A 15,724-nucleotide genomic window follows, 5' to 3' on the forward strand; every position below is an offset into this window, starting at 1 on the left:
GTCATCTCCTCAAATGTCAGTGCCGACCCCGTTGTTCGAGGCCGGCTGGTTTCGGCTCAAGTCTCGACGCGGAATTCGGTCATCATGCCCGTTGAGAGGTGAGGCATATGGTGACAATGGAGCATCCACCTTGCCGCTTCGCCCGCATCAATGGCGATTGTCACGCTCGCCATCGGCGGCACGTAAACTGTGTCGCGCACCGCGCCCCAAAAACGACGCGATCCGTGACCCACGACTTGAAAGGCGTGGCCATGCAGGTGCATCGGGTGGCCCATCATCGACATGTTGTGGAAAGTGAGTTCGACACGCTCACCGCTTTTGGCGACGATCGGTTCATGTTCGCCCCAGCCGCGACCGTCGATGGTCCAGACATAGGGGGACATGGTCCCTTCCAGCATCACCATCCGACTATTGGAAACCGTCCGTTCGGGCAGAGGGTCGAGAGCCTGTAAAGCTGCCTCTTGCGAGAAATCGACGTCGAACGCCGGGGCAGCAGTATCGCTCATTCCTGACATCGTCGGGACTGCTGCTCCTCGCGGTGCGAGGATCAGACCGGTGCGTTCCCGCTCACCTTCGCGCAGCGCCAGAATGGGGAACGCCCGGGACTCTGTGGGCAGATCAAGGTCGATGTCGAGACGCTGTCCCATAGCAAGGCCGAACCGACGTCCGGTGATGGGAGCGACCTTGTGGCCATCGACTGCTACTAGGCGCCCATCAACTCCGGTATCGATCCAGAAGGACGTCGCCGAAGACCCGTTAATGATGCGCAGCTTAACCCGTCCTCGGCGTTCGACATGCACGAGTTCGGGATCGTCCAGGGTCCGATCATTGACGAGGTACGCGTCGAAATCGAAATCGTTGAGGTCCATGGCCATCGTGGACATGCTCTCCATGTCGCTCATGTCCATTCGCTCCATATCCATGCCGCCATGATCCATCGGCATCGATGAACCGTGGCTCATATCCCCATGCCCGGTTCCGCTGGTAATCTCTTCGAGGATCGTTTCAGGGTTCTTGAAGGAAAAATCGTGAAGGAACATAACAACCTCCTGCCGATCCTCAGCTACGTCCTCTACGCTGCGGACGATGAGAGGGGCGGCAAGCAGGTTCATCTCCTGGATCGGCACGTGGCTGTGCATCCAATGGGTTCCTGCCAGAGGTTCGAAATCATAGGACCGGATTTCGCCACTAGCGAGTTTGGGCATCGGCATGTCGGGGACCCCGTCCTGCGCGTTGGGGGGAAGCTGTCCATGCCAGTGAATTATAGTCTCGACGTCCAGGCTGTTTTCGAGGGTGAGTGCGAAACGTTCGCCGGGATCGAGGGTAAGCCCCTGCCGCCCATCTGGGCCGGAAATGCCATAGACGGAGGCGGTCTTTCCATTGACCTCGATCGTGCGAGTGGAGGCGACGAGTCGGCGGACAGGTTCTTGGCCCTGACTTGCAAAAGGGAAAGCAGTGGATGCCGCAAGTGCGGCTGTCGCCGTGAGAAAGCCACGGCGGTTCAAGGTGATAGTCATTCCAATTATCCGATCTTTGCGCGCGAAGGCGCGACTGTACATTTCCGCCCAACAAGGCGGAGCTTCAGGCGAGGATCGGGTTGGATTTTGGAGGGCGGCGGCCCGGCTCGGGGCCGAAGGCCGGCCGGCCTATATCGTTAAATGGCGTAGACTTCAGCTCTAAGCTAAGTGGGTAGTTAAAGTCCAAGGCCGTTGGAAATGTTCCAGCAAGGGCGCACGCGGTTGCGCAAAGCGTGTTGTGGTGCAGCCCGGTCTTCTTGTTCTCGGGTCCGTGCCCGGTCATCGAAACCGTAGCATCCGCGCTGACCTGATGCGCCTTATGGTGCTGCACGAGACTGCCATCGCCGGACATCTGTGCCCACGACATGGCTGTCATCGACAGAACCACTGTGACAACAGCAACAATCCGCATGATGTACGAAGCGAGCACGAACATAGTCGAATAGTAATCCCGGGCGGAAACGCCATCAAGACGATCATGGTCGACCCCGGCGCGACACATTGCACCGGGGTCATGGCTATTGCTCTCTGGCGCCGTGGTCGCTTCGTTTCGCCGGCGCCGACACGACGGGCCTTGTACGATCGAACCTGTTCCCTTGTCAACGGCGGCGTAAAAACCGGCCACGGGGCGGAGCAAAAGTCGGCCACTTTGGACGCCGGTATGAGGCCCGCGGGAGGGCGTAGCCCGAGCGGGGGCCTCATACCGGCGTTGCGATTTTCTGAAGGGTTTCAGCCGGCCTTTCGGGCGCGGCTTTGGGCGAGACGATAGCTGTCGCCGTTCATTTCGAGAATGTTGACGTGATGGGTGACACGGTCGAGCAGAGCGCCGGTCAGTCGCTCCGAACCCAGAATTTCGGTCCATTCGTCAAAGGGCAGATTGCTGGTGAACAGGGTGGCGCCCCGTTCATAGCGTTGCGAGATCAGCTCGAACAGCAGTTCTGCGCCGGTCTTGGAGAGCGGCACGAAGCCGAGTTCGTCGATGATCAGCAGCTTGCATCCTGCCATCTGCTTTTGGAAACGTAAGAGACGCCGCTCGTCACGGGCTTCCATCATCTCACTGACCAGGGCAGCGGCTGTGGTGAAGCAAACGGACAGGCCCTTCTGGCAGGCGGCAAGGCCCAGGGCGAGCGCTATGTGCGTCTTGCCGGTTCCACTGGGGCCGAGAGCGATGACGTTCTCGCGACGCTCGATCCATTCGCAGCGGGCAAGTTCCAGAACCTGCATCTTGTTGAGCTTCGGGATGGCGGCAAAATCGAAACTGTCGAGACTTTTGACGACCGGGAATTTGGCTGCCTTGATACGCCGCTCGACCTTGCGACGATCCCGTTCGATCATCTCACGTTCGGCAAGCCGGGTAAGGTATCCGATATGATCGACGCCCTCGGTGGCGCAAAGCCGGGCCAGTTTCTGATACTCCCGTTGGAATGTTGGCAGCTTCAGGCTCTTGAGGTAGTGGGCAAGCAGGATATCAGGTGCTTCGGTGCTCATGCCGCTTCTCCCTTCCCCGATGACAGGAGGCCCATATACGCCTTCGCCGATGTCGTCTCGACGGTTGCTCTCGGCAGGTAGGGATAGATCGATAGATCCAGTCGCGGCGGCCGGCGCTCCACCCGGCAAAGAATCAGATGTTTGACGGCGTCGAAGCCGATCGCGCCGAGATGAATGGCCTGCTTCACCGCCGCATGCAGGTCGGCCATATCGAAGTTTTCCAGCAGTCGAAGTACCTGCACGTATTCCCGCCTGCCATGTTTTGCCATGCGGCCTTCCATCAGGCGGCACAGTGTGGCGAATTCCTCCGGCAGATCCCAGCCCTGCAAAGGGGCCGCCTGATCCAGCGCATTGATCTTCTGTTCGATCAGCGGCAGGTAATGAACAGGGTCGAAGATGACATCCTCCCGATCCCAGCTTCGGGGATGGCGAGCGATGACCTCGCTGCGGCAACCGATCACGACCTCATCGACATAGCCTCGGATCCAAACGTCCTGATGACCGTAGGCGGCGGGTACGGAATAATCGTTCGTCTTGTAGCGAACGAGAGACTGTGCCGTGACCTTGGCACTGGCCTGATCGCAGGCATCGAAGGGCGACGCTGGCAAGGGCTGCATGGCAGCCAGATCACGCTGCAGCCGTTCACCGATCGTCTCGCTCTCACCGCGCAGCCTGTCGCGCTGGCGCTTGCGGCACTGTTCTTCCAGAAAGGCATTGAACGCATCAAAGGTCGCAAACTGCGGGATGGGGACCATGAAGTTACGCCGGGCATAACCGACAAGGCCCTCGACGTTGCCCTTATCTGGCATGATCACGCTGACGCCTCGATATCTTTGCCGCACTTCGGTGGCAGGCGCTATGGTGAGACCATTCGGGATGTGGGGCGTCGGGAGCACGCGAGTGCGGGCAGGCCGAGCGAAAGACATGGGCTGCGAGCCCGAGCCTTTATATGGTCGCCCCTGCGGCTTACCCGAATGCGCTGCGAGCGCGGATCCGTAGTTGCCGTGTAGCCCGCCAGTTCCTGAGAAGAGGGATGACATAGCAAAGGAGGTAGATATGCGCATCATCGGCATGGATATCCACCGCGTCTTCGCCGAAGCGGTGGCCCTTGAAGATGGAGAAACCAAGCGACTTGGCCGGATCGGCATGACGCGGGAGCATCTGGAAGACTTTGCCAGAACACTTCTGCCGTCGGATCATGTCGTGGTGGAAGCGACCGGCAATGCGACCGCGGTTGTGGAGATTCTCGCTCCGCGCGTGGCAAGGGTGGCCGTGGCAAATCCGTTGCAGGTCCATCTGATCGCCAAGGCGAAGATCAAGACTGACGCGATCGACGCGCGCGTCCTGGCGCAACTCTACGCCGCCGGCTTCCTGCCGGAGGTCTGGATCCCGGACGCGGCAGCCTTGGCTCGCCGACGTCAGGTGACGCGCCGAACGCAACTTGTCCGGCAACGGACCCGTCTAAAATCGATCGTCCAGTCGATCCTGCACGCGAACCTGATTCCACCCTGCCCATTTGCCGATCTCTTCGGCGGCAAGGGGCGGATCTGGCTGCGGGCCCAGTATCTACCGGACGACGAGCGGGAGGCCATTGAACGGCACGTCGAGGAATATGACCGCCAGTCCGATGCACTGAAGGGAGTGGAACGTGACATTGCACGCGCCGCCTTGTCCGATCCGAACGTGACACGATTGATGACGATCCCGGGCATCGACATGGTGGTTGCTGTCGGATTGATGGCGGCGATCGGCAAAATCGAGCGTTTTGACAACCCCGACAAGCTGGTTGCCTATATCGGTCTCAATCCAAGCGTCCATCAATCTGGTGATGGCCCCGCCCATCATGGTCGGATCACCAAACGCGGACGCGCAAATGCCCGCCATTTACTTGTCGAAGCGGCCTGGCAGACCGTGCGAAGTCCAGGGCCGTTGCGTGCCTTCTACGAGCGCGTGCGGAGCAAACGCGGCAATCACATTGCCGCAGTGGCGGTTGCCCGTAAGCTGGCAGTAATCATCTGGCACCTGCTGACCAAAGGTGAAGACTACAGCTGGGTTCGCCCCTCGCTACATGCCAAGAAACTTCGTGACCTCGAACTGCGCGCCGGACATCCGCCGAGACGCGGCCAGAAAGGTGCCGGCTATGACTACAACATCACGCAACGTCGCCGGGAGGAGCGCAACCGCGCTCAGCAGGCCGAAGGCGCATATCGGCGAATGACCGACGGATGGCGACAACGAGGGGCCCGCTCAAAACCCACGGACGCCACAAATGAGGAGCGACGATGATCTGGCTGCGCCGCAGGGCTTGAACCTCATGCCCGGCCGTTCACCACGTGGTCGCCCGTGGGCCTGAAGAAAATACCACAATTTCTGTCGAAGGGGCTATTCGATCTCATCCGTGTCATTGCCCTTTCCGGGTCGGCCATAGCGATCCCGGATCAGATAATGGGACAGGAACCCGCTGAACAGTGTCGCCCGCTTGCGCGTGCCGTCAGGCAGGATACTCGCCACAAGGCAGCGGTCATTGTCATAAACGATCGACTGCGGCACGGCCCCGAAGAAGGCGAACGCATGGACGTGGCCATCGACCCAGGCCTCGGCCACCGCCGCCGGATAAGCCCGCACGTAGCAGCCGTCGCTATGCGGAAGATCGAGCACAAAGAACCGGGCTTTCTGCTCGATACCGCCGATCACCACCGTCGCCTCACCGAAATCAGCCTGCGCATGGCCGGGCGGATGAGAAAGCGGCACGAACACTTCCTGGCGACGCTGTTCCCGCTCGCGGATATAATCCTTGATGATCGTATAGCCGCCGGTGAACCCGCATTCGTCGCGAAGCCGGTCAAACACACGCTTGGCCGTATGGCGCTGTTTGCGCGGTACCTTCGCGTCTTCAGCCAACCAGTGGTCGATCGTCGAAACGAACGCGTCCAGCTTCGGTCGCCGGACTGGTGATTGTCGCTGATAGCCAGGAGGCGTCGAATACGTCAGCATCTTCGCTACGCTGTCGCGGGATATGTTGAAGTGTTTGGCTGCCTGACGTCGGCTCATCCCTTCCGAGACCGCCAGGCGAACCTTCAGATAAAGATCCACGGTGTAAATCCTCTGTCCCTCCTGCGCTCATTGCAGAAGGAAAATAGGTGGCCGGTTTTTACGCCGCCCGCGACCGAATTATTCCGCCGCTTCCGTGGCCGACTTTTGCACCGCCGATCTCAGATTGATCGCAATCGGTGCACAAGGCATCGCATTCCTTCAGGGCTAGATGATGGCTGGCTATTCACCGTGGGAATGCGCGGCCTGAGGTGCCAACCATCGCGACAAGTAAACGCGCTCGAAAGCGAAGACAGCGATCATTCCGACAGCCGCATACAGAACGATCATTGGATCACTTTGAAGCTTCATTACGGTGAAAGCTGCCAATACAATTGCATCGAGAGAGAGCGCAGACAAAAGCACGATACTGGAGGCGCCAACTTCGGTTCGACGATAGCGGAACACGCCCCAATGTATGATCATGTCCATGACGAGGTAAAAGAAGGCACCAAGGGATGCGATCCGTCCCAAATCAAAGAGCACGGCCAGCGTCGAGGCGATAACGACTGTATAGACCAGCATATGCCGCTGGACAGCCCCGGACATGCCAAAATGGCTGTGCGGGATCATTTTCATCTCCGTCAGCATGGTCAGCATCCGCGACACTGCGAAAACGCTGGCCAGCACGCCGGATGCTGTGGCCACGGCCGCCAACACGACCGTCAAGTAAAAGCCGACCTGCCCGAGTGCGGGCTCAGCCGCCTGGGCCAGCGAATAGTCGCGCGCGGCGATGATTTCGTCGATTGTCAGGCTCGCGCCCACGCCAAAGGCCACAAGCAGGTAGACCACCACGCAGATCGCGATGGACAGCATGATAGTGCGGCCCACATTGCGGTGGGGATCGGTGATTTCGCCGCCGCTGTTGGTGATCGTGGTAAAGCCCTTGAAGGCAAGGATCGCCAGCGCAACGGACGCGATGAAGCCTGTCACTCCAAAGGTCTCGGCCGTTTCTGACGCGGCGGCGAACTGAAACCCGCTTGACCAGAGTGCTGCGATACCGAACAGCGCGATGCCCCCGATCTTGATCGCCGCCATGACTAGAGAGAATAGCCCGACGGAGCGGTTTCCTGCGATGTTGACCAAGAATGCGAACACGATCACGGCAACCGCCAGAACGGGCACAAGTGGCCCGCCCGTGATATCCAAAGGCCGCAAGACATAAGTGGCGAATGTCCGTGCGACGAGGCTTTCCGCGATCACCATGCTGAGCGCCATCAAGAGCGCCGCTCCCGCCGCGACCGCCCCCGATCCATAGCATTTCTGAAGGATCATCGCGATGCCCCCTGCCGAGGGCCAGGCGTTCGACATCTTGATGTAGCTGTAAGCGCTGAAGCTGGTCACGATGGCACCAGCGATGAACGCGAGTGGAAATAGTGGTCCAGCCAGCTGGGCGATTTGTCCGGTCAGGGCAAAGATGCCCGCACCGATCATCACGCCCGTGCCCATGGCAACAGCTCCGCCAAGGCTGATCGAGCCTTCACGGTAGCCGTCGTTCCCATCGCGGTTTTTATCGTGTTTCTGCATTTCGATCTGCCTTGGTTGCTTTTTAGGTCGTTACGCCTCTGCGCATGCCCACCCGATCGGTTTCAGGCCGCCAGAAGTCCCGACCCTGGGCGTCTGATGAAATCGCGACTACTCCCGTTGCGAGGGTGCGCCGTAGATCCGCCGGGAAGTTTGCGAACGCCATGTGACTACAACGGCGGCCCCTTGCAGAGCGATAACTGACGCCACAAGGGCAACGAACGGCCATCGCGCCCAGTTTGGCTCAGGCATTTGGCGGTGGAAATCAAGAAAATGAAAGAACAAGAAATAGGCCGTGTGCAGCACTGCCAGCCACCACAGAACATAAGCGCCCTGCTGGATGTATTTCCACACGGACGTGCCAAGTACCCTTTGGCTGAAATTATTCGACGTACCGGCAAGCACAAAGCCGTAGAGCAGTGCCGCGATCCCAACCACATTGGCCAGCGCAAACCCGTGCTGAAGCATCACGTAGCGTTGCAGTTGGGGGTGATACTCAAAACCGAACAGCCGTGCAAAATCAAGCTCGACCCAGCCGATCAGTATTATGATGGTATGCACCGTCGCCGCCAGAACCGCATAAATACCGAGCTCGCGTCGGTACGGCATAAGCTTCCGTAAAAAGGGCGTAGACGACAAGCGTGCGAGCGGCCCAATCGCCATTGCAGCAACGATGAGCAGCAGTGAAAGATCCCCCAGCGCTCGGTTGTAGCGGTGCATCTCCGACCACTCGGCACACGAAGCAAGCAGCAGGTATCCCGTCAGCACGGACGTTCCTATGATTAGTACGCGCCGCAGAAGGGCGGGTTTTTTCATCATGGTTTCAGATACCGTATGTTTGCAGTCTTCCAAAGATGTTTTAGGCACGCAAATAGCACATCAGATCGGCTTTCGCTTCCAATCAGCGTTCAACATTCTGCAGAGTGTTGACGTTTGGTATGAAAGCCGGAACCCGGCTGGCATACCTGTCCCAGCTTTCGCCAAAACGGGCGCGACTGTCCCCCTCCTCGCCGCGGGCAAGCCGTGCGTACATCCAGACCAGCACCGGGAACATCGCGAGCGTCAGGAGGGTCGGCCATTGCACGAGAAAGCCCAGCATGATCAGCACGAACCCCACATACTGGGGATGGCGAATGCGGGCATAGGGGCCTGTCGTCGCAAGCAACCCCTGACGCTGCGCGTTCCACAGATGGTACCATGCCACGGATATGAGCCAGAAGCCGCCGCCGATAAAGACGAAGCTCAGGAGGTGGAACGGCCCGAAATGCGGGTTCGATTGCCAGCCGAACATCATTTCGGGGAGATGTCCGCTGTCGTGGGCAAACCAGTCTACCTCCGGCCAGGTCGATTGCAGCCAGCCGGAAAGAAAGAAGATGGTCAACGGGAACCCATACATCTCGGTGAAGAGAGCTACGACAAAGGCGCTGAACGCTCCAAAACTGCGCCAGTCGCGTTTTGTCTGCGGCTTGAAGAAACTGAAGGCGAAAATGATGAACACCGCCGAATTGATAAATACTAGCAGCCAGAGTCCATAGGAAGCACCTGCATCGGTCATTACTGGTCGTCTCCCTTACCGTGCCCGCCGTGGCCTCCATGACCGCCGTGCATAAAGAAGTGCATTCCAACGCAAAGCAGCAATGGCAGCCAGATCAGCAATCCGCTGCTCAGGATGTGCACCCGGTGCTCGTAACCCAGGAGAAGGCCGCCAACTGCCAGCGCAACGATCAGATAGATGCCGGCGCGTGATCGCCAGAATGAGGGCGGGCGGGGGGCATGCTCCGATTGACTTTGATTAACATGTGATGGATCAGGTTGATGGGTCACGTTGTGGCTTCCTTTCTAGATCTTTGCGCCGCGAAGGCGCAGCGAATTGAGCACCACCGAGATCGACGAGGCGCTCATGGCGAAGGCGGCAAACATCGGGCTGATGAGGATGCCGAAGAACGGAAACAGCACCCCCGCCGCGACAGGCACGCCAGAGGCGTTGTAGATCAGCGCGAAGAACAGGTTCTGCCGGATATTACGCATGGTGGCCCGTGCGAGCCGCCGAGCGCGCACGATACCGTCGAGGTTGCCCTTGACCAGTGTGATGCCCGCGCTTTCGATGGCCACATCGGCCCCGGTGCCCATGGCAATGCCGACATCGGCCTGTGCCAAGGCCGGTGCGTCATTGACGCCATCGCCGGCCATCGCGACCTTGCGGCCCTGCTGCTGCAATTCCTTGATGATCCGTGCCTTGTCCTCCGGCAGCACATCGGCCCGGATCTCGTCTATGCCCAGACGCGCGCCGATGGCCTTGGCCGTGCGTTCGTTGTCTCCGGTCGCCATGATAACGCGGAACCCCAATTCATGCAGATCCTTGATGGCGGCGGGTGTGGTTTCCTTCACCGGGTCAGCGACCCCGACAAGACCGGCGATCTTGCCATCCAGCACCACGAACATTACTGTCTCGCCCTCGTCGCGACGGGCATTTGCCTTGGCGGTCAGGTCGCCCGCCTCAAGGCCAAGGTCCCGGATCATCGCCAGATTGCCGAGCGCGACCGCTTTGCCGTCGACGACCCCCTTGACGCCCTTGCCGGTGACCGCCTCGAAGTCGTCGGCATTCGCCATCTTCACATCGCGCTCTTCCGCGCCGCGCACGATGGCCTCGGCAAGCGGGTGTTCCGATCCGCGCTCCAGCGATGCGGCGAGACGCAGGACCTCGGCCTCGTCGTGACCGGGTTGCGGCAGGACGGCGACAAGCTGCGGCTTGCCCATCGTCAACGTGCCGGTCTTGTCGACGATCAGGGTATCGACCTTCTCGAACCGCTCCAGCGCCTCGGCGTTCTTGATAAGTACCCCGGCCTGGGCCCCCCGCCCCGTCGCCGTCATGATCGACATCGGCGTGGCGAGGCCGAGCGCACAGGGACAGGCGATGATCAACACGGCGACAGCCGAGATCAATGCGTAGGACAGCGCAGGCGCGGGCCCCCAGATCGCCCATGCGATGAAGGACAGGAGCGCGATACCGATCACGGCCGGAACGAAATATCCCGCCACTTTGTCGGCATACTTCTGGATCGGTGCGCGCGACCGTTGCGCGTTGGAGACCATCTCGACGATCTGCGCCAGCATCGTGTCGGATCCGACCCGCGTCGCCTCCATCACGAGGCTGCCGGTGCCGTTGATGGTGGCACCGGTCAACGGGTCGCCCTCGGTCTTCTCGACTGGCACGGGTTCTCCGGAGATCATGCTTTCGTCGACTGAGGACCGGCCTTCCAGAACCACGCCATCTACCGGCACCTTGTCTCCGGGACGCACGCGCAGCCGGTCGCCGACCTGCACATCCTCCAGCGGAATCTCCTCTTCGGATCCGTCGTCCCGGATGACCCGCGCGGTCTTTGCCGCCATGTCGAGAAGCGCGCGGATCGCCTTGCCAGTGCCTTCACGGGCGCGCAATTCCATCACCTGGCCAAGCAGCACAAGCGTCACGATCACCGCCGCCGCCTCGAAATAGACGCCGACATGACCTTCGGCGTCGCGAAATCCGTCCGGGAATATGCCGGGTGCCAGAACGGCGACGACGCTGAAGAGCCAGGCCGCGATTACCCCCATACCGATCAGGGAGAACATGTTGAGATTCATCGTCCGGAACGAATTCCAGCCCCGAACCAGAAACGGCCAGCCGCACCAAAGAACAACCGGGGTTCCGAGAACCAACTCGATCCAGAGGGTTGCGCGCTCGCCGAGAATCTCTCGCACTTCCGGGAAGCCGAGATAGGGACCCATGGTGAGGATCAGAAGCGGAATGGTCAGTACCGTGCCAACCCAGAAACGCCGGGTGAAATCCACCAGTTCGGGGTTCGGGCCGTCGTCCATCGGGACCCCGGACTCAAGCTCCAGCCCCATTCCGCAGATCGGGCAGGAGCCGTGCTCGACCTGGCGAACCTGCGGGTGCATCGGACAGGTGTAGACGGCGCCGTCATAGCCCTCCGGGACGGTATCGTATCTGCCGTCCGCCGGGGCGGCACCAGCGTTATGGTCATGACCGTGGTGATCATGCCCGGCATGGCTGTCGAGCTCCGCCTCGGGCACAAGATGCATCCCGCATTTCGGGCAATCGCCCGGACCGTTCTGCCGTACCTCAGGGTGCATCGGGCAGGCGTAAATGTTGGATTCGGTTTCATGTGAAGCATGGCTTACTTGGTCGTTCATTCGGTTGTCCTCTCGGCGTGATTCGGGTCCAGCCTAATTGTTCCGGCAACTGGAAGGTCAAGGGCTGTCACCACAGAAAGGATCGCTTCGGCCAATAAACCGGCAATTCCGATCGCATTCGTTGGATGGGGTATGGTGTCGGTGGTGATGATCCTTGCCGCACCAGCCGACAGAATGGCGTCCTGAGCGCCGTGCGCAAAGACCGCATGGATAGCCAGGCAGACAGGCGCGGCGGTTCCGGCCGCAAGCAACCTTTCGACGGCACGAGCCATCGTGGACCCCGAAGACGCGATGTCGTCGAGGATCATCGGTGTGCCTTCGCGCAGCGCCGCGCTTTCGGGCACACTGACATCGACACTGCGGTCACCGGATCTCACCTTGCGCAAGACCTCATAGGGCCGTCCGGCCAGCCGGGCCACCTCAGCCACCCATTGTTGGCTTTCGCTGTCAGGGCCCAGAAGAACGGCGTCTGGCAGGTTCGTGCTGATCCAGGTCGCAAGCAGCGGGGCGGATACGGCGCGAATGGCAGGCATCGGGAAGACATTTTGCAGCCGCGCGATGCGGTGCAGATGCGGATCCACGGTCACCAGCCAGTCGAAACTTTCCCCCAGGAATTGCGCGAACAGCGGTGCGCTTACCGCCTGCCCGCGCTCGAAGCGATGGTCCTGCCGCATGTAGCCAAGATAAGGCGCGATCAATCCGACGCGACGCGCGCCCATCTCGCGCGCCGTCGCCGCGGCGAAGCGCAAGGGCAGGGCAAGGCGATCGGGATCGCGCAAAGTCGCCAGAAATGCCACATCGGCCCCGTCCAGATCGCCGGGCAGCGAAATCAGGCTTTCGCCATCGGGGAAGTGGTGCCAGCCGAGAGCGAGCAGGTCCGCCCCAAGCGCGAGTGCCAGGTCTTCGGCAAGCGGCCTCATCTCGGGAAACGCGACAAGGATCATGACACTGCCTCGGACAGCGTCAGCACGCCGGTCTGGGACTCGGCATAGGCCAGGGCATAGGCCAGTTCGCCTGGTGTCTCGGCATGGAGTTCATAGAGCGGCTGGCCCTTGTCCATATGATCCCCGATCCGCACCAGAAGGCGGACGCCTGCGCTCTTCTGACGCGGGGCACCGGCCAGCTTGGCGATGCGTGCGATGCGTCGGTTGTCGATGGCGGTCAACTGGCCCGCATGGGGGGCGCGTATTTCGATCTGCTGCGCTGCGGTTCCGGGTTCGCGGAAACCGCCCTGCGCCGCGCAAATTGCCATGAACTTTGCCTCCGCTGCACCACTATCGAGAAACGACTGCGCGCGGACCCGACCCTGCCCCACAACGGCGTCCGGTGCCAGGTCTAGAAGATGTCCGGCCAGATCCAGCGCCCGTGCGCGCAGATCGACAGGCGCGTCCGGCGCGCGCCGCAGAACCGCCAGCACGTCCATGGCTTCCAATGCCGGGCCGATGCCGCGTCCCACAGGAGCCATGCCGTCGCTGATATGCAGCGCCAGGTTCAGACCCAAGGCCTTGGCCACCGAAGACAGCCGTATCCCGAGAGCCTCCGCCGCTCCGGCAGACCGCACCTTGGCCGTTGGTCCGACCGGCATGTCGATCAGAACATGGGTGGCACCGGCGGCCGCCTTTTTCGACAGTACGCTCGCAACGAGTTGATCGGTGGAGTCGAAATCGAGGGGGCGTTCGACACGGATGAAATGATCGTCGGCAGGACTGAGGGCGAGCCCGCCACCCCAGACGAGGCAACCGCCCTCGGCTTCGACCACCCGGCGCAGCGCGGCGGCGTCAAGCGCGACGGGCGCCATGACCTCCATCGTGTCGGCCGTCCCCGCCGGCGAGGTGATCGCCCTGCTGGACGTCTTGGGGAACAGATACCCCGCCGCCGCGACGATGGCGACGACGATGGGTGTCGTGCGGTTGCCCGGCAATCCGCCGACGCAATGCTTATCGAGGACAGTGTGCTGCCCCCAGTCGAGCGTCTGCCCTGCTTCCTTCATGGCGCGGGTCAGCGCCACGGTTTCGGCCTCGTTCAGCCTGTCGCCGGCGCAGGCGGTCACGAAGGCGGCAAGGTCGAGATCCGAAAGCCGACTGTTGAGAGTGTCGCTGACGATTCCTGCGAAACCGGCCTGATCCAGTCTTTCGCCATAGGCTTTCGCCCGGATCATAGACGCGGAAGCGGGCGGTTCAGGGTGCGAGAAAGCGGCGTCGTCTCCAATCTCAGCGCCAAGCGCGGCCCAGGCGGAAACGGACAATGCCGCCTGGTCCACGGCAAGCCATGCTCCGCGGCCGACGACATTCAGGGTCGCGATGATCCAGCGGTCCTTCAGGTCGATCCGTATGCGTGTCTGGGCAGCAAACCCCTCGGAACGGCAGATGTGACAGTCTTCTTGCATATAGACGACCGGCTGCCGGTAGGTGTCGATGCCGGAGGAAACGAGGGCAAGCGTTTCGGTCATCGCGGCCTGTCCAGGTAGACGGGTTCGAGATGTTCGGGCACGCGCACGGATCGCCCTAGCTCGTGTTCGACGCGAAATCGCAGGGTATCGGCGGCGACAGGTTCCCCATGGGTGAGATAGGTCATCTCGGGGGCGGGACCGGCGGACATCCAGCGCAGGATCTCATCGGCATCGGCATGTCCGGAAAAGGACTGGAGCTGAACCACTTCGGCCTCGATCGGGAACTCCCGTCCGAACATGCGCAATGTCCGCGCGCCTCCGGCCAGCGCCGCGCCGCGCGTGCCACCGGCCTGGAAACCGGAGAGCAAGATCGCGTTCCGCCGATCGCCGCCGAAGCTGGCCAGATGGTGCAGGATACGCCCGCCGGTCAGCATTCCGCTGGCGGAGACGATGATCATCGGGCCCTGGCGCGTGTTCAGCTCCTTGGATTGCTCGACCGTGTTTACCCTCTTGGCGATCTCGAACATCGCAATGCAGTCTTCGCGGCTGACGTGGTGCTCGGCGTGATGACGGTGATAGATCTCGGTCGCATTCACCGCCATCGGGCTGTTGAGGAACACCGGGACATAGGGAATATCGCCGCGCTCCATCAATCGCGCAATGTGCAGCATCAGCCCCTGCACCCGTCCGACGGCAAAGGACGGGATCAGCACCGTGCCGCCGCGGGCAAAGGTGCGTTTGAGGATCGGTGCCAGTTCGGCTTCTGGGTCCACGTCGGAATGGGACCGGTTGCCATAGGTGGACTCGCAGACCAGAACATCTGCTCCGCCGAATGGCTGGGGCGGTCGCATCTGTCGTTTAGTCTCGGAACAAAATCCATATCATCACAGCGTCTCGAAGCTGATCCCAACGCGGAACAAACGCAGGAACATCCTGCTTATACAGCGCATATTGTTTGCCGAACAATCGTTCCAGAGTCTCCTCCTCCCTTTTCGCCAATGCTATGTAAAAGAACATGATGAACGGGAGCAAAGAAACAGATAGTAGTGTTGGCCAATGCACCACTCCCTCTCCAAATAGGACGATAAACAGACCCAAATATTGAGGGTGCCGGACAAATTTATAAAGGCGACCCGTCGCAAGGGTACCTTTCTTTCGATTCCTGTAGAGTTCGCGCCAACCTCCCACTATGAGGCAAATGCCGACCAGCGCGAGCGCATAGCCTAATAGCATTGCAAGAACCATGGCCTCGTCGAAGCCCAGAAGGCTTGACCACAAGTTGGTCGTGAGATCGCCCCTGTCCATTCCGAAAAATCGAACAGCAAGGTATACTGTAAGAGGGAAGCCGTACATTTCGGCGTAAAGTGAAATGATAAACGCTTGCACGATGCCGGCACTGGCCCACTCCCGCCAGTTACTTGGTGCAAAATATCTATATATGACCCAAGAGGCAATTATGATGGCAAGAACGGTGAGATTCCATGCCCCCATTTGCCCGACGTATTGTCTCATTACTGGACCC

At 60.6% G+C, this 15,724-nt stretch carries 12 protein-coding genes and 3 pseudogenes; 1 reads left to right on the plus strand and 14 read right to left on the minus strand.

Features of this window, described 5'->3' with window-relative positions; all coding sequences use genetic code 11:
• Positions 1 to 56: 56 nt before the first annotated feature.
• The 4 genes and pseudogenes from JS578_13415 to JS578_13430 all read right to left on the minus strand — a co-directional run bounded on the left by JS578_13415 (position 57) and on the right by JS578_13430 (position 3,808).
• Positions 57 to 1,517, minus strand: coding sequence for a multicopper oxidase domain-containing protein (locus JS578_13415; protein QRX65063.1), 1,461 nt, complete (start codon positions 1,515 to 1,517; stop codon positions 57 to 59).
• Positions 1,518 to 1,581: 64 nt separating this feature from the next.
• Positions 1,582 to 2,154 carry a hypothetical protein gene (locus JS578_13420; protein ID QRX65064.1) on the minus strand — a complete coding sequence of 191 codons (573 nt, stop codon included), beginning with the start codon at positions 2,152 to 2,154 and terminating at the stop codon, positions 1,582 to 1,584.
• A 92-nt stretch (positions 2,155 to 2,246) separates the two neighbouring features.
• Positions 2,247 to 3,005 carry an IS21-like element helper ATPase IstB gene (gene istB, locus JS578_13425; protein QRX65065.1) on the minus strand — a complete coding sequence of 253 codons (759 nt, stop codon included), beginning with the start codon at positions 3,003 to 3,005 and terminating at the stop codon, positions 2,247 to 2,249.
• Positions 3,002 to 3,808 (minus strand): annotated as a pseudogene (locus JS578_13430) (IS21 family transposase). Before JS578_13430 ends, istB begins: the two are co-directional and overlap by 4 nt.
• A gap of 253 nt (positions 3,809 to 4,061) precedes the next feature.
• Between JS578_13430 and JS578_13435 the strand changes: the two are divergent.
• Positions 4,062 to 5,291 (plus strand): IS110 family transposase, encoded by a 1,230-nt coding sequence (locus JS578_13435; protein ID QRX65066.1) that lies wholly within the window; start codon positions 4,062 to 4,064, stop codon positions 5,289 to 5,291.
• 114 nt (positions 5,292 to 5,405) lie between these two features.
• Here JS578_13435 and istA read toward each other — a convergent pair.
• The 10 genes and pseudogenes from istA to JS578_13485 form a co-directional block, all read right to left on the minus strand.
• Positions 5,406 to 6,098: pseudogene (gene istA, locus JS578_13440) on the minus strand (IS21 family transposase).
• Between the two features lie 180 nt (positions 6,099 to 6,278).
• Positions 6,279 to 7,622, minus strand: coding sequence for an APC family permease (locus JS578_13445; protein QRX65067.1), 1,344 nt, complete (start codon positions 7,620 to 7,622; stop codon positions 6,279 to 6,281).
• 108 nt (positions 7,623 to 7,730) lie between these two features.
• The gene (locus tag JS578_13450; GenBank protein ID QRX65181.1) at positions 7,731 to 8,435 is read right to left on the minus strand and encodes a ferric reductase-like transmembrane domain-containing protein; all 705 of its coding nucleotides are present in this window, start codon (positions 8,433 to 8,435) and stop codon (positions 7,731 to 7,733) included.
• A gap of 85 nt (positions 8,436 to 8,520) precedes the next feature.
• On the minus strand, positions 8,521 to 9,174 hold the full coding sequence (locus tag JS578_13455) for an isoprenylcysteine carboxylmethyltransferase family protein (GenBank protein ID QRX65068.1): 654 nt from the start codon (positions 9,172 to 9,174) through the stop codon (positions 8,521 to 8,523).
• Entirely contained in the window at positions 9,174 to 9,443 is a 270-nt protein-coding gene (locus JS578_13460; protein QRX65069.1) for a DUF2933 domain-containing protein, read from the minus strand. The genes JS578_13455 and JS578_13460 overlap by 1 nt, the downstream gene beginning before the upstream one ends.
• A gap of 15 nt (positions 9,444 to 9,458) precedes the next feature.
• Positions 9,459 to 11,813 carry a copper-translocating P-type ATPase gene (locus JS578_13465; GenBank protein QRX65070.1) on the minus strand — a complete coding sequence of 785 codons (2,355 nt, stop codon included), beginning with the start codon at positions 11,811 to 11,813 and terminating at the stop codon, positions 9,459 to 9,461.
• Complete coding sequence (locus tag JS578_13470; GenBank protein QRX65071.1) at positions 11,810 to 12,757, minus strand: ribose-phosphate diphosphokinase; 948 nt, start codon at positions 12,755 to 12,757, stop codon at positions 11,810 to 11,812. Before JS578_13470 ends, JS578_13465 begins: the two co-directional genes overlap by 4 nt.
• Positions 12,754 to 14,262 carry a thymidine phosphorylase family protein gene (locus JS578_13475; GenBank protein ID QRX65072.1) on the minus strand — a complete coding sequence of 503 codons (1,509 nt, stop codon included), beginning with the start codon at positions 14,260 to 14,262 and terminating at the stop codon, positions 12,754 to 12,756. The genes JS578_13470 and JS578_13475 overlap by 4 nt, the downstream gene beginning before the upstream one ends.
• Positions 14,259 to 15,053, minus strand: a pseudogene (locus JS578_13480) (MBL fold metallo-hydrolase). Before JS578_13480 ends, JS578_13475 begins: the two are co-directional and overlap by 4 nt.
• A 7-nt stretch (positions 15,054 to 15,060) precedes the next feature.
• Positions 15,061 to 15,714 carry an isoprenylcysteine carboxylmethyltransferase family protein gene (locus tag JS578_13485; protein ID QRX65182.1) on the minus strand — a complete coding sequence of 218 codons (654 nt, stop codon included), beginning with the start codon at positions 15,712 to 15,714 and terminating at the stop codon, positions 15,061 to 15,063.
• Between the last annotated feature and the right edge of the window lie 10 nt (positions 15,715 to 15,724).

The organism is Dysgonomonadaceae bacterium zrk40, from assembly GCA_016916535.1.
In the GTDB taxonomy this organism is placed as follows: Bacteria; Bacteroidota; Bacteroidia; order Bacteroidales; family Dysgonomonadaceae; genus Proteiniphilum.